The sequence below is a fragment of the Saccharothrix violaceirubra genome (assembly GCF_014203755.1).
Classification (GTDB): domain Bacteria; phylum Actinomycetota; class Actinomycetes; order Mycobacteriales; family Pseudonocardiaceae; genus Actinosynnema; species Actinosynnema violaceirubrum.
In genome coordinates this window covers 6,891,431-6,904,514 of sequence record NZ_JACHJS010000001.1, presented here as the reverse complement: position 1 = coordinate 6,904,514, position 13,084 = coordinate 6,891,431, and the positions used below count along the sequence as shown (strand labels likewise).

General features: G+C 69.5%; 17 protein-coding genes. 15 read left to right on the top strand and 2 right to left on the bottom strand.

The annotated features are described in order from the left end of the window. Positions 1-4 precede the first annotated feature (4 nt). Together F4559_RS31950 and F4559_RS31945 are read right to left on the bottom strand one after the other, a co-directional pair. Positions 5-295, bottom strand: coding sequence for a hypothetical protein (locus F4559_RS31950; RefSeq protein ID WP_184674801.1), 291 nt, complete (start codon positions 293-295; stop codon positions 5-7). Next, complete coding sequence (locus F4559_RS31945; RefSeq protein WP_184674800.1) at positions 292-480, bottom strand: hypothetical protein; 189 nt, start codon at positions 478-480, stop codon at positions 292-294. Before F4559_RS31945 ends, F4559_RS31950 begins: the two co-directional genes overlap by 4 nt. A gap of 142 nt (positions 481-622) precedes the next feature. Here F4559_RS31945 and F4559_RS31940 point away from each other — a divergent pair, with 142 nt between their 5' ends. The 15 genes from F4559_RS31940 to F4559_RS31870 all read left to right on the top strand — a co-directional run bounded on the left by F4559_RS31940 (position 623) and on the right by F4559_RS31870 (position 13,084). After that, entirely contained in the window at positions 623-1,252 is a 630-nt protein-coding gene (locus F4559_RS31940) for a hypothetical protein (RefSeq protein ID WP_184674799.1), read from the top strand. 2 nt (positions 1,253-1,254) lie between these two features. Beyond that, on the top strand, positions 1,255-2,133 hold the full coding sequence (locus F4559_RS31935; RefSeq protein WP_184674798.1) for a major capsid protein: 879 nt from the start codon (positions 1,255-1,257) through the stop codon (positions 2,131-2,133). Continuing rightward, entirely contained in the window at positions 2,133-2,393 is a 261-nt protein-coding gene (locus F4559_RS31930; protein ID WP_184674797.1) for a hypothetical protein, read from the top strand. Before F4559_RS31935 ends, F4559_RS31930 begins: the two co-directional genes overlap by 1 nt. Before the next feature lie 4 nt (positions 2,394-2,397). Continuing rightward, positions 2,398-2,805, top strand: coding sequence for a hypothetical protein (locus F4559_RS31925; RefSeq protein ID WP_184674796.1), 408 nt, complete (start codon positions 2,398-2,400; stop codon positions 2,803-2,805). A gap of 15 nt (positions 2,806-2,820) precedes the next feature. Further along, positions 2,821-3,144, top strand: coding sequence for a hypothetical protein (locus tag F4559_RS31920; protein ID WP_184674795.1), 324 nt, complete (start codon positions 2,821-2,823; stop codon positions 3,142-3,144). 23 nt (positions 3,145-3,167) lie between these two features. Next, positions 3,168-3,533, top strand: a complete 366-nt coding sequence (locus F4559_RS31915) for a hypothetical protein (RefSeq protein WP_184674794.1) — start codon at positions 3,168-3,170, stop codon at positions 3,531-3,533. Beyond that, complete coding sequence (locus tag F4559_RS31910; RefSeq protein ID WP_184674793.1) at positions 3,530-3,964, top strand: minor capsid protein; 435 nt, start codon at positions 3,530-3,532, stop codon at positions 3,962-3,964. Before F4559_RS31915 ends, F4559_RS31910 begins: the two co-directional genes overlap by 4 nt. A gap of 11 nt (positions 3,965-3,975) precedes the next feature. After that, positions 3,976-4,497: a phage tail tube protein gene (locus F4559_RS31905; RefSeq protein WP_345020646.1), complete on the top strand. Its 522-nt coding sequence runs from the start codon at positions 3,976-3,978 to the stop codon at positions 4,495-4,497. Then, a complete protein-coding gene (locus tag F4559_RS31900) occupies positions 4,497-4,994 on the top strand; it encodes a DUF7426 family protein (RefSeq protein ID WP_184674791.1) in 498 nt (165 codons plus the stop codon). Before F4559_RS31905 ends, F4559_RS31900 begins: the two co-directional genes overlap by 1 nt. Before the next feature lie 215 nt (positions 4,995-5,209). Then, on the top strand, positions 5,210-7,411 hold the full coding sequence (locus tag F4559_RS31895) for a phage tail protein (RefSeq protein ID WP_184674790.1): 2,202 nt from the start codon (positions 5,210-5,212) through the stop codon (positions 7,409-7,411). Then, positions 7,411-8,280, top strand: a complete 870-nt coding sequence (locus F4559_RS31890; RefSeq protein ID WP_184674789.1) for an immunoglobulin domain-containing protein — start codon at positions 7,411-7,413, stop codon at positions 8,278-8,280. The genes F4559_RS31895 and F4559_RS31890 overlap by 1 nt, the downstream gene beginning before the upstream one ends. A gap of 17 nt (positions 8,281-8,297) precedes the next feature. Then, a complete protein-coding gene (locus F4559_RS31885; protein ID WP_184674788.1) occupies positions 8,298-10,982 on the top strand; it encodes a phage tail protein in 2,685 nt (894 codons plus the stop codon). A gap of 1 nt (position 10,983) precedes the next feature. Next, complete coding sequence (locus tag F4559_RS31880) at positions 10,984-11,529, top strand: hypothetical protein (protein WP_184674787.1); 546 nt, start codon at positions 10,984-10,986, stop codon at positions 11,527-11,529. Between the two features lie 223 nt (positions 11,530-11,752). After that, positions 11,753-12,433 (top strand): peptidoglycan-binding domain-containing protein, encoded by a 681-nt coding sequence (locus F4559_RS31875; protein ID WP_184674786.1) that lies wholly within the window; start codon positions 11,753-11,755, stop codon positions 12,431-12,433. Positions 12,434-12,811: 378 nt separating this feature from the next. Further along, entirely contained in the window at positions 12,812-13,084 is a 273-nt protein-coding gene (locus F4559_RS31870) for a hypothetical protein (protein ID WP_184674785.1), read from the top strand.

The window sequence follows — 13,084 nt, the reverse complement described above, 5'->3', positions numbered from 1 at the left end:
CAACTTAGTCCGACTTGCGCGGGCGCCCGGTCCTGCCCGGCAGTCTCGCGCGCCATGCCTCGATCTCGGGAAGACGTTCGGCATTCCAGCCGGGCACGCCCCGCTCGTCCTGATCGTCGACAAGCTCGCCGGTGTCCGGGTCGACGTCCCACGCGCCGGTAATCACATCGGGTTCAGGGAACGGGTGCTCGGACCCCTGCGGGTACCGCTCTCGCCACTTCACGACCGCATGACGAGAGACCGGGCTCGCCAGCGCTCGACCCACCCCCGCCATGTCGAGGTAACGCGTCTTCAAGCGCCGAGCACCCCCTGTCCGGTGATCGTCTCGCGCGGGATCAGCTCCCACGTGGACGGCATGACGTCGTTCTCGACCGTAGCCGCCGCGGTGTTCTGCTCGGCGACCTCGGCGAGCGCGTCGTCGATCGAGAGCTGTATCGCAGGCTCGCCGAGCAGGTCAACCAGGCTGAACAGTTCCCCCACCTGAACCACTCCTTATGTCGTCTCTGTTGGCGACGACTTTACGGCACGTCGTCAGAAGTTGTCTAGAACGAAGACGACTTTTTCGTGCGCCCTCGACATCCGTCGGGCGCTTCCCCTGATCGCCGGCCTAGGAGGTCCGCCGATGTCCGTACCCGTGCCCGCCTCGCCGCCCGCGAGCGGTCCGACCGACGCCCCAACGGCGCCGTCTAACCCGCAGGACAACCCGACACCACCCACAACACCGGGCATCGGCGAGCCGCAGGGCGAGCCCGCCCCGCCGACGGGCGCCGCGGACGTCGAGTCGTTGCGCGCCGAGATTGCCGAGTGGCGAGGCAAGGCCGAGGGGGCGCAGCAGGGCATCGTCGACAAGATCGCCGCAGCGCTCGGCATCGACAAGTCGGGCGAGGCGCCGACCGTCGAGCAGGTCACCGAGCAGCTCACCGCCGCGCAGCGCGAGGCGCGCGAGCGCGCGGTCGACCTGGCCGTGTACCGCGCCGCGCCGACCGCGGGCGCCGATCCCGACGCGCTGCTCGACTCGGCCAGCTTCCGCCGCAAGGTCGCCGACCTCGACCCCTCGGCCGAGAAGTTCGGCGACCAGGTCGCCGCCGCCATCGCCGAGACCGTCAAGGCACACCCTCGGCTCGCCAGTGCACCGGCCGCGGCACCGCGCAGCGGCGCGGAGATCACCGGCGGGTCACCCACCGGTTCCGACGACCTCGGCTCGCTCTCGATCGAGGACTACATCAAGCGCACCAGGAAGGGGCGTAGCTGACCATGCCCAACCAGCTTCTTACCGTCGACGTGATCGCCCGCGAGGCCATCGCGACCTTGTACGAGCAGACCGTCATGTCCGGGCTCGTGCACCGCGACTACGAAGGTGACTTCACCGGCAACTCAGGTGACACCATCACCATCCGCAAGCCCGCGACGTTCGTGGTGAACGAGTTCAACCGCACCAACGGAATCCAGTTGCAGAACGCGACCGAGGGCTCGACGTCGTTGGTGCTCAACAAGATTCCCGACGTGTCGTTCGCGGTGACCTCCGAGGACTGGTCGATGCGGATCACCGACTTTTCCGAGCAGTTCCTCACCCCGGCAATGGAGGCGATCAACCAGTACACCGACCGGCTCGTGCTCGGCCTGCGCGCCGACATCACGCAGTCGGTCACCTACGACCCGGCCGCCGCGCACGTGTCCGATGTGCTGATCGACGCCGGGAAGGTGCTCAACGACGCCAACGTGCCGACCTCCCAGCGGCGCGCGGTGCACAGCACCACCCTTGCCGCCCTGTTGCAAAAAGACCCCCTGTTCGTCGAGGCCGACAAGGTCGGCGACGACGGAACGGCGCTGCGTGAGGCGAGCCTCGGCCGCAAGCGCGGTTTCGACAACGTGCTGACCCAGAACGTCAAGGATGACGTGTCGGTCGCGTTCCGGCGCGAGGCGTTCGCCCTGGTGACGCGCACGCTGCCGCTTCCGCGGGGCATCGGCGCCGGGCAGGGGGCGGTCGTGACGTACAAGGGTCTCGGCCTGCGGGTGATCTACGGCTACGACATGACCCGGAAAGAGGACGTCGTGTCGATCGACTGCCTCATGGGCGTGAAGACCCTCGATCCCAAGCGCGCCGTGTTGATCAAGCGTAAGGCGGGCGCCTGATGGTCGCCTACCGCAACGAGCGCACCGGCGAGGTGCACGAGCCCGAACCGGGTTCGTGGATGGCTGAGCGGCTCGCGTCCCTGCCGGACGTGTGGACACCGTTCGAGACCGCCGAGACGGTCACCCCGGCGCGGCCGGTCAAGGGCGCGCGGAAAGCCGAGTGGGTCGACTACGCGATGTCTCGCGGCTACTCCCGTGCCGACGCCGAATCGCTCTCCCGTGACGATCTGGCCCGATTGTTCGACGAGGACCAGGACTAGGACCGTGCGCGTCTACGCCACCACGGCCGACCTGGTCGAGTACGCGGGCGAGGCAGCGGTCGACGACGACTCGCCGCGGCTGCTCGCCCGCGCGTCCGAGGAAGTCGACGCGCTGCTCGTCGCCGCCGTCTACCCCGTTGACGCCCAGGGCTACCCCGTCGAACAAGGCACCCGCGATGCGGTGCGGCGGGCGACGTGCGCGGTGGTCGAGTGGTGGGGCGAGACCGGCGACCCGGTCGGCGCCGGGGCGCAGTTCAGCGAGGCCGCGCTCGGCACCCTGCGGTTCAAGCGCGCCGACACCGGCGCACCCCCGGACATAGGTCCCAGAGCCGCGCGCATCCTCGCGACCGCCGGACTGCTCGCGCATACCCCACTGGCCCCCGACCGCTGGGGACTGCCCGGCAAGCCGTGAGGGGGGTGATCCCCCTTGCAGATTCCCGCGGTCCTGCTGCCGCACACGATCACCCTGCGCCGCTACCTCGGCACAGGTCCCTACGGCGACGTGCACGCCGACCCGGTCGTCATCCGACGCACGTTCGTCGAGGACCGGCGCCGACTCGTGCGTTCGTCGACCGGTGAGGAAGTCGTCAGCGAAACCACTGTGCGCGCCCGCCCCGACGTGCACGTACCGGTCGGCTCGCTGGTCACCGTCTGGGCAGGCACCCCACACGAACGCAACGCCCGCGTGATCACCGCGAACCTGTTCGACCACCCGTCGAGCTGGTCACACGTCGAGGTCGCCCTCACCTAACCACCGGAACCGGGGGTGAGGACATGGCCGAGAACATCGGCACCGGGCGCGTGCGCGTCGAGTGGAACGGTGTCGCGATCGACACCGCCGCCCACCAGGGCGCCGCGCGCGGGCTCGGTCTGGGCGCCGAGCACGTGCGCGGGGTGTCGGTAGACCGGGCGCCGCTGGACACCGCGGCCCTGCGCAACTCCGCGACCGCGAGCGTCGACGCCGAGTCGCTCACTGCTGCCGTCTCCTACGACACCCCGTATGCCGCCAGGCAGCACGAGGAACTCGACTACCACCACCGAACCGGCGGCCCGAAGTACCTCGAAAGCGCCCTAGCCAGCGAACGCGACGTCGTCGCCCGCCTGGTACAAGCGCAGATCAGGAAGGCGCTCGGCTTGTGAGCTGGACAACCAGGCTCGCGCACGGGCTCGCCGAGCTGCTCACCGACACCGGGGTCGCGGTGTACCGGCCGACCGGCATCTACCGCGACGCCGAGGTCGGCATCGTCGTCGGGATCGTGCCCGCGGCGCCGCCGAGCGTCCTGGTGCTCACCCCCTATGCGCTCGTCGACGACGTGGACCAAGCCGACAGTGTGCTCGGTCTCCAGGTCCGCGCCCGAGCTGCCGGACCCGACCCCCGTCCAGCGCTTGACCTGCTCGACGCCGTGTTCGACGAGCTGCACGGCGCGACGCACCTCGACCTCGGCGGCGCCCTGGTCCACCTCGCGCAGCGCACCGCATCCGTGCCCCTGAGCCGCGACCAGTCCGGCCGCTATGAGCACGCCGACACCTACCAACTCACGGCCCACCGGCCGACCCGATACCGCAGCTAGGAGGCTGCTCAATGGCTCTACGTTCGTTGCTGGCAAAGGATTGGGCACTCGAAGTGGACACCCGCGCATCCGGCGCGGCACAACCACAGTGGACGCGCGTCAACGGCCTGACCAGCTTCACCGAGACCACCGACGACAACACCGAGGACGACGGCGATTTCGACTCCGACGGCTGGGGCTCCACAGTGGTCACTCAGCGCACGTGGTCGATCGAGGCCGAGGGCAAGCGCAAGCGCGCCGACGCGCAGACCTTCACCCCCGACCCCGGACAGGAAGCCATCCGCAAGGCCGGACGGGTGGTCGGGTTCGCCGCCAACATCCGCGTGCGCTGGTACCGGCGCGACGGTAGCCCGGACGCCTATGAAGGCACTGCGACCGTGTCGGGGTTCACCAAGGGCGGCGCAGTGACCGATCTCGAACCGTTCAACTTCACGTTGAACGGGCAGGGCGCCCCGGTCGAGATCACCAACCCCGCGAACGGGACCGGCGGCGCCGGGCTCGCCGCGGCCGAGTCCGTGAAGGCGGGTGCGTGATGGCGTTCCGCGACTTGGGCGAGCTGCTCGACGCCGGGCTCGCCCTCCCGATCCGGGGCAAGGTCTACACCGTCCCGCCCGTCAACGCCGAGACCGGGCTGCGGCTGCAACGGCTCGCCGAGGTCGCCGCGCAGGTCGCCGACGCCGCGGAGAACGGCGGGTCGCTTGACGGGGTCGCGCTCGACGACGCGGCCGAGGTCGACCTGTACCGCGACGCGCTCGGTCCGGTCTACGACGAGATGCTCGCCGATCGGGTGCCGTGGCCCGCACTCAAGCTGGCCGGGGTCACGGCGTGGCTCGACGCGGCTGTCGGCAGGGAAGCGGCCGAGGCGTATTGGAACGCGGCAGGCTCCCCAAACTCGACGGCCGGGAATCGGGCGAGCCGACGAACGGCGGCCCGATCGACCCGGCAACCGGCATCCGCGAGTGGTACGACCCGCACCCGCAAGGCCAGCACGGCGAAGACGGCGACGGGCACACGTGGACGCAAGTCCTAGAACGCTGGTCCCTGGTCGAGGCCGACTTGCACGAGGTCTACGGCGCCGACGTCGAGTCCGGCATCTTGCGCGACCGCACGTGGCGCTGGCTGCGCACCCGCATCGTCGGACTGCTGTCCTGCGAATCGAGGCTCGCTCGCTCGCTCATGCCACCCGATCACCCCCGGTCACGCCGCTAACCGGCGTCTGAGCAGCGCGACCGGGGGTGATTCCCGATGGCGCTCACTATCGGCGAGCTTGTCGGCTATCTACGTGTCGACGCCTCGGCGTGGCGACGCGGGCTCGGCGAAGCGCGGGCGACGCTCGCGCGCGTCGCCCGCGACTCGGCGGGAGACCTCGACAAGCTCGGTGAGCGCGCCCGGTCGGCAGGTGACCGGGCGGGGCAGGCGTTCGTCGGGCTCGCGCTGTCGATCACCAAGGTTGCGGGCGCGATCTCCACCGTGCAGGGCGCGGTCCCGACCGTGGTCGCGATGGGCGGCGCGCTCGCCCTTCTGCCCGCGCTCGGCGTAGCGGTTAAGGTCGGCATGTTCGCCGCACAGGTCGGCATGACCGGGTTCGGCGACGCGCTCGCCGCGGTCGACGACCCTGCGGCATTCGCCGAGAGCCTCGACAAGCTCTCCCCCGCGGCGCGACAGACCGCGCTCGCCGTCCGCGACCTGGCACCCGCGTGGAAGGACGTCCAGCGGGCGACGCAAGACGCGCTGTTCGCCGGGGTCGCCGACGAGGTGCGCGAACTGGGCGGCGCCTACCTGCCCGTGCTGAAAACAGGGCTGTCCGGCATCACAGCGGAGTTCAACACCGCCGCGCGCGGCACAGGTGCGTTCCTAGGCCAATCGCAGCAGGTCCAGACCGTCAGCGGCATTTTCGGCCAGGTCCGGCAGGCGATCGGCAACACGACCTCGGCCCTTCCGGCGTTGGTGTCGATCCTGCTCGATCTGGTCGCCGTCGGCTCGGAGTTTCTCCCGAACCTGTCGGGCGGGTTTGGTGACGCCGCGCAGCGCGCCGCGGAGTTCGTACGCGCGGCGCGTGAGAGCGGACGACTACGCGAGTGGATCTCGTCTGGACTGTCGACGCTGGGCGACTTGGGCAAGGTGTTCGGCAACCTGTTGGCTATCGCGCGCAGCGTGTTCGGCGCGTTCGACACCGGCGGCGCCTCCCTGCTCGACACGCTGCTACGGGTCACCGGCGGGGTACGAGAGTTCCTCGAATCGTTCGAGGGACAACAGGCCCTTGCCGCGCTCGGCGAACTGCTCGGCACCGTGTCCTCGACCGTGACCTCGGTTCTGCTGGTCGCGCTGCGCCAACTCGCGCCGCTGGTCGTCACTCTGGCACCGGCTTTTGCGCAACTGGCAACGCAGGTCGGGTCCACTTTGGTCACGGCACTGACCCTGGCCGGGCCACTTCTGTTGGGACTGGCCGGTTTTCTGTCGGAAAATATCGGCTGGCTAGGCCCGCTGGGCATCGGGCTCTACGCCGCCGCTCAGGCGTTCGGGGTCGTCTCGACGGCCGTGCGCGTGCTGAACGTAATCAGCTCGGCGAACCCTTGGGCACTGCTCATCGCGGCGACGGTCGTTCTGGCGACGCTGATCGTCACCAACTGGGACACGATCACTGCGGCCGTTGGCGCCGCCTGGCGTTGGCTCGTCGACGTCGGAAAGTCCACATGGGACTGGATTGTCGGGATCGTCCGCGGCGCCGCCGAGTTCCTCGTCGACCTGTTCCTCAATTGGTCGCTGCCGGGCTTGATCATCAAGCATTGGGACTCGATCGTCTCGGGCGTCCGCACGGCGGTTCGGTGGGTGCTCGACGCTGTGGGCTGGCTCGGTGAGCTGCCGGGCCGGGTTGGCGCGTGGTTCGTGCGAGTCAAAGACTCCATTGTGGACCGTTGGTCGGACGCGGTCGCGTGGGTGCGTGGTGTGCCGCAGCGCATCCTCGACGCGCTCGGCGACCTGGGCCGCCTGCTCTACGACACCGGCGCGAACATCGTGCGCGGCTTGATCAACGGCTTTGGCTCGCTCGCGGGTGCGATCCGCGACAAGCTGCTCGGCCTGGTCAAGGCGGCTTGGGATTCGGTGCTGTCGTTCTTCGGGATCAACTCGCCGTCCCGGCTTGCCGCCGAGGCAGGTCGCTACGTCGGTGAGGGCCTGGTCGTCGGGCTCGGCCGCATGTCCGGCAAGGTCGACCGGGCGTTCCTCGACATGGCCGCGCTGCCGCCCATCCCCAAGACCGTCATTCCGGCGCCGCGCCTGGCCGCGCCCGCCGGTTCGGACTGGGCGAGCGGACTCTCGACGTTCGACCCGCACCTCGGTAGCGGCGGACCGGTGGTGCACGTGACCAACCACTACCCGCAGGCCGAACCGACCTCGACCACGGTCAACCGGTCGTTGCAGTACGCGGGCGCGTTGGGGGTGATCTAGTGGCGACCTACACCGTCGACGGTGTGCCGCTCGACCACCCCGCGGGGTGCTGGAAGCTGCTCGCCGCGACCCAGGTCCGGCCGCTACCCGGGGCGCGGGCTGCGTCGGTGGTCATCCCCGGTCGCCCGGGCGAGCTGCCGCTCGTCGGCGCCGACGTCGAGGCGACCACGATCGGGCTCACGCTCGGCATCACCGGCGCGAGCCCGACCGGCATCGACCAGGGCGCCGCCGGGCTCGACGCCAACCTCGCCGCGCTCTACGGGCTGTTCGGGGTGCGGCACAGAATGCTCGAACTGCGCTACCGCCCGGCGCCCACTGTCGCCGAGGTCGCCGCCGAGGCCACAGTCACCGCGGCATCGGAACCGCAGATGTGGGTCGGCGCCGCCCGCGCCCGCCTGGCCGTTATCGCCCGTATCCCCGGTGCGTTCTGGCGCGACGTCGCGGCGCGGGTGTGGTCGACCCCGGAACCCGGTTTCCCGGAACGGGTGACCACCCTGGACGGATCGACCGCCCCGGTGTCGGACACGGTGTGGCGGATCACCGGCCCCATCAGCGATCTACGCATCGCCGACTCGCTCACCGACTCGTGGGTGTCCTACCCGGGCACCCTCGACGCCGGGCGGCAACTGCGTATCCACTGCGGACGGTTGGACGCGCACGAGGCCGCGTCGATCGCGTGGGACGGCACCAGCGCGGGCGCCACCGGCCGCATCACCAACGGCGGACCCGGGTCGGCGCGCGGCTGGTTGACCTTCACCCCGGTTCCGGTGACATCCGCGCACGACCGTGGTGTGCAGGTGCTCATCGGGGGCACCGGAACCAGCTCGGCGACGCTGATCGAGATGCGCGCCCGCCGAGCCTTCCTCTGACCACCTGGGGGTGAACGGTGAGCGGGTTCGACGTGCGGCTCATGGCGTATGCGCCCAACGGGCCGCGACTGGGTTTGCTGCCCGGCGCGACGTCGGTCGAGGTCGGCATACCGCTCGACGACGTCGGCTCGCTGCGCCTGGCCTACGCCGCGCAGGCACCGGGCGCCGAGCTGCTCGCCGCGCCGGTCGAGGTCGCGGTCGAGACCTACGACCCCACCGACGACCGGTGGACCGAGGTCGACGGCGCCCGGTTCCTGCGGATCAAGCGCAGCGGCAACATCACCGACCCGACCGGCACCCGCTCGTTCGAGCTGCCCGCCTACGCCTGGTTGCTGCGCAAAGCCCGGCTGTTCCCCTCCGTGCGCGACAACGCCGAGGGCAAGCGCCCGTTTCTGTCCGCGACCGCCGGAACGATCCTCGCGACCCTGATCGCCGAGGCACGCGCCCGTGGTGCCCTGCCGGGGCTCGCGATCGACTTCACACCGAGCGTCGACAGCGCCGGTCAACGCTGGGCGAAGGTGCTCACGATCGCCTACGAGCCCGGTATCGACGTGCTCGCCGTGCTCGACAACCTCGCCGAGCAGGGCGTCGTCGACTGGACCACCAGCGGCCGGACCCTGCGGGTGTTCAACGCCGACACCGCGCTCGCCCGCAACCTCGCCACCGGCCCGTACCCGGTCGAGCTGCGTCTCGGCCGCGACGTCGTCGACGCTCCCGACACCGGCACGCTCGAAGACCTCGCCTCGGCTGTCTACGTCAAGGGCGAGGGCGCCGCCCGGCTCGAACTGGTCAACCCGGACGCCCCGACGCCTTGGGGCAGGTTCGAGGGGTTCATCACCCAAGGCGGGGTGCGCGACGAGGGGACCATGCGCCTGCTCGCCGAGGCCGAACTCGGCCGTACCGGGCGCGAGCGGGTGCAGGTCACCCGCGGCGTCGACTTCACCCTCGCCGCCCGGCTGCCCTGGCGCGACTACCGACCCGGTGACTACGTGCTCGCCCCCGGCGACACCGGCGCCCGCTCAGTGCTGCGCGTCCGGCAGGTCACCCTCACCCGCGACCAGGCGGGCACGCTCGGCGGAAACCTCGTGCTCAACGACCGACTGATCGAGCGCGACCTACGCCTCGCCAAACGCACCGCGGGCATCGTCGGAGGCTCGACCGCCGACGGCGGATCGGGCGCCCGCCCCGCCCCGGAAGGCCCCGACCCGCGCTCGCCCGCCGCACCCGCCGGGCTGATCGTCGACACCGACGCCTACCTCGACTCAGACGGCGCCGCCCGCGGGCAGGTCACCGCCACGTGGGGCACGGTCGGCACCGCCACCGACGGGACCGCGATCGAGGTCGCCGGATACGAGCTGTACCAGCGGCCGAACATCGTCGCGTTGGCGTGGGCGAAGCTCACCGACACCCAACACCCGGACAACACCGTCACCGCGAGCCCCTACGACGTGGGCACCGAATGGGCGTTCAAGGTCCGCGCGATCAGCCGCGCCGGGGTGATCGGCCCCTGGTCGAACGCCTACGCGGTCAGGATCGCCGCCGACGCCGAGGCACCCCCGACCCCCTCGACGCCGATCCTGTCGACCCGGCTCGGCGTGATCCACGTCGAGTGGAACGGCCGTGGTGCCGCAGGCGAGTCGATGCCGCCGGACTTCTCCCACCTCGACGTGAGCATGGACCCCGGCACCGGACCGACCCGAATCAACCAGATGGAAGGCGCCGGGTCGATCGTCGTCACGAACCAGCCCTACAACAGCCCGCGCACCTTTCGGTTCGTCGCGGTCGACCGCTCCGGGAACGCCTCGGCCGTGTCCGCCTCGGCCACGATCTCTACTCGCCCTCTTGTCGAGGGCGACGTCATCGGGACCGTCATCCGTGGCGACGCCATTCTCGCCAACAGCGTCACCGCCGACCAGCTCGCCGCCGGCGCGATCACGGCCTCGGCGATCCGGGCGAACGCGATCACGGCCGACAAGATCGCCGCGACCGCGATCGACGGCAAGACCATCACCGGCGCCACGCTGCGCACCGCGGCGACCAACCCGCGCGTGCAGCTCGACGCGAGCGGCTTGCAGGCGTGGAACAGCGCGGGCACCCGCACCGTGTCCATTTCGGCCAGTACCGGAGCCGCCGACGTCGCCGGAACGTTGCGCACGGGCACGAGCGGTGTGCGTGCCGTGGTGTCCTCGAACGTCTTCGGCGCGTACCCGGGCGTCGTGTTCCAAGGCATGGCCGGATCACCCGGGTTCGAGCCGACCGTGCACGGCCGCGAAGACGGGACGCTGTGGTCGTTCTCGGCCGAGGCGGTCGGCAACTCGTCCGGGCGGACCGACCTGATCATGCGGAAGGGCGGTTCCTGGTTCCTTGGTAAGCAATACGGCGACGTCAACACCTCGGCATCGTTGAACGCGCCCGGCGACGGAAAGCTCTTTATCGACGGGATTCTCCCGCGAGGAATGTCGAGTACGCGAATGCTCGGGTTTGGGGTGACCCACGTCAACCCTGGAGCCTACTCGATTCGTATCGACTTTGGATCGACGATCACCGAGGGTGCCCCGGTTCCTCATTGCACAATCGTCACCGGCGCACCGCAAGATGGCGTCACATGGGGGGTGTCCCGTTGGGATAATCGCGGGTTTCAATTCAACTGGTCCAAGGGCGCTGAGATCGACATCCACTGGCTGATCATCAGGAGTGCCTGACGTGCAAATCTCGATAATCGGCGTTGCCGTCTCTGACGAGCAGGGCCTCGGCCCGTGTTACCGGGTTTTGCAACAGTCGCCGCAGGGCGTCGAGCTATACGTGTTGCCACGCTCGGCGGTCGCCGCCGACATGGAGATGTACGGAGTTGACGACCCGTTGCGCGTGCTCGACTGGCGCCTACATGGCTACCGCGGACCCTCCGCCCCGACGTTTGTGCCCGAACCATCGCTGACGTTTGCCGTGCAGGCACAGCAGGCGCAAGCAGTTGCGGAGTACAAGCGGTCGCGACTTGTCGACGGGCTCGATGCCAGCCACGCGAGGACTCTCGCCGACGACGTCGATCAAGTCGACGCAGAGGCAGACCGTTTGAAGGCCAAGGCTCGCAAGATCCGCGACGCTGAGGTCGCCGAGGTCAAAGGCGAAGTGACCATCGTTGACGATGCCGGGTTCGCCGCCCTGCGCGCCCTGGTCCTGGCCGACGTCGACGACATCGCGATCGAACGGGCGCGCTACCGCGAACAACTCGCCTCGGCCATAACCAACTAGCTCGACTTCTACCAAACCCCATAGCGGGGGTCGAACTCACGCGTCCATTTTCCGAATCGAATCGTATTTCCATTTCCAGCAAAGAGGAATCCGTGATTGACGACCAGCTTCCCGTCGAGATATTCGAGGACGACGCAGCGCCCATTCCCGTGGAAATAAGCGCGTTCGCTTCAACTGAGGACAAATCCCCTCAGAACCACATGAGCAACCAGGAGGTGAATTGATGGCCTACCGACTGGCACGCTCACTCATGGTGTTTCGCGACGAGGTCAACGCCCGATGGCCCAACCGGGACCACGCTTCCGACGGCTGGATCGGCGACGCCGCGCACGCAGCGTCGAACTCGGACCACAACCCGTGGGTGAAAGACGCCGCAGGCGTAGGTGTGGTCCGCGCCTATGACGTCGACGCAGGGACGGGCGTCAACACAGAGATCGGGCTGTGGATCGCCGAGCACGTGCGCAACCTCGGCCTGACCGGACACCCTGCGTTGGGCGCCGGTTCCTACGTGATCTCCGCGCGCCGCATCGCCTCGCCCGTGTCCGGGTGGGCATGGCGTACCTACACGGGAAGCAACCCGCACACCTCCCACACCCATGTCTCGGTGTCGTTGGCTGCGGGCGGCTACGACTCGTCCCAAGGGTGGAGCATCGCGAACGGCACAGGTCCCAAGCCACCGACGCCGGGACAGCGATCCACCGTCCGGCGTGGTTCCAAGGGACCAGCCGTGTCGGAGCTACAGCGCATCCTCAACGCCTGGTATCCGGCGTTGCCGCGGCTGGTCGTCGACGGCGATTTCGGGCCAGCGACCGAGACGCGCGTCAAGCACATGCAGCGCGCCGCCGGGCTCGTCGCCGACGGCATCGCCGGTCCGGCCACCTGGCGTCGACTGCTCGGCGGCTGAGTCCGTGCGCCTACTCACCGTCGCGCTCGCCCTGGCGCTCGTTGCGCTTGCCGCTCACACGTGGCGTTGGCTCGGCCGAACCGAGGCCGAGATGCGCGCCGCTGACATCGAACTCGCCCAACGCGACTAGGACAGCCGATGCCCCATCCCGTATCCGCACTCCGTCGGTGGTCGTCCGGAACGCGCGCGGCCTTCGACCAGTGGATTGCACGCGTCACCTCACCGGACTACGTGGCCGAACGGCGTCCGAGGTGGTTCGTACGACTCGCCTGCGACCGATCGCCCGATGAGCGCGACCACACCTGAACAGCGCAAACCGCGCCTACTCGAACGTGCGTTCGAGTTATCCCCACCCTTGTCCCCACCTGTGGAGGAAGCATGTCCGATCGTTTCATCGCATGGCTACGCACTGTGGTTCCGGTCGCGTGGTCCGCGCTGGTCGCCTGGCTGATCAGCCTCGGCGCCCCCGACTACCTCACCAACGCGCTCGGCGGCGCCGCCGAGCTGCTCGTCGTCCCGGTCCTGGTCGGTGTGGTCTACCCCATCGCCCGCAAGATCGAGGCCAGGCTGCCCGACTGGCTGACCCGGGTCCTGCTCGGCTCAGCCAAGCCGCCCATCTACCCCGGCACCCGACCGCCGTCGGACGGCTGA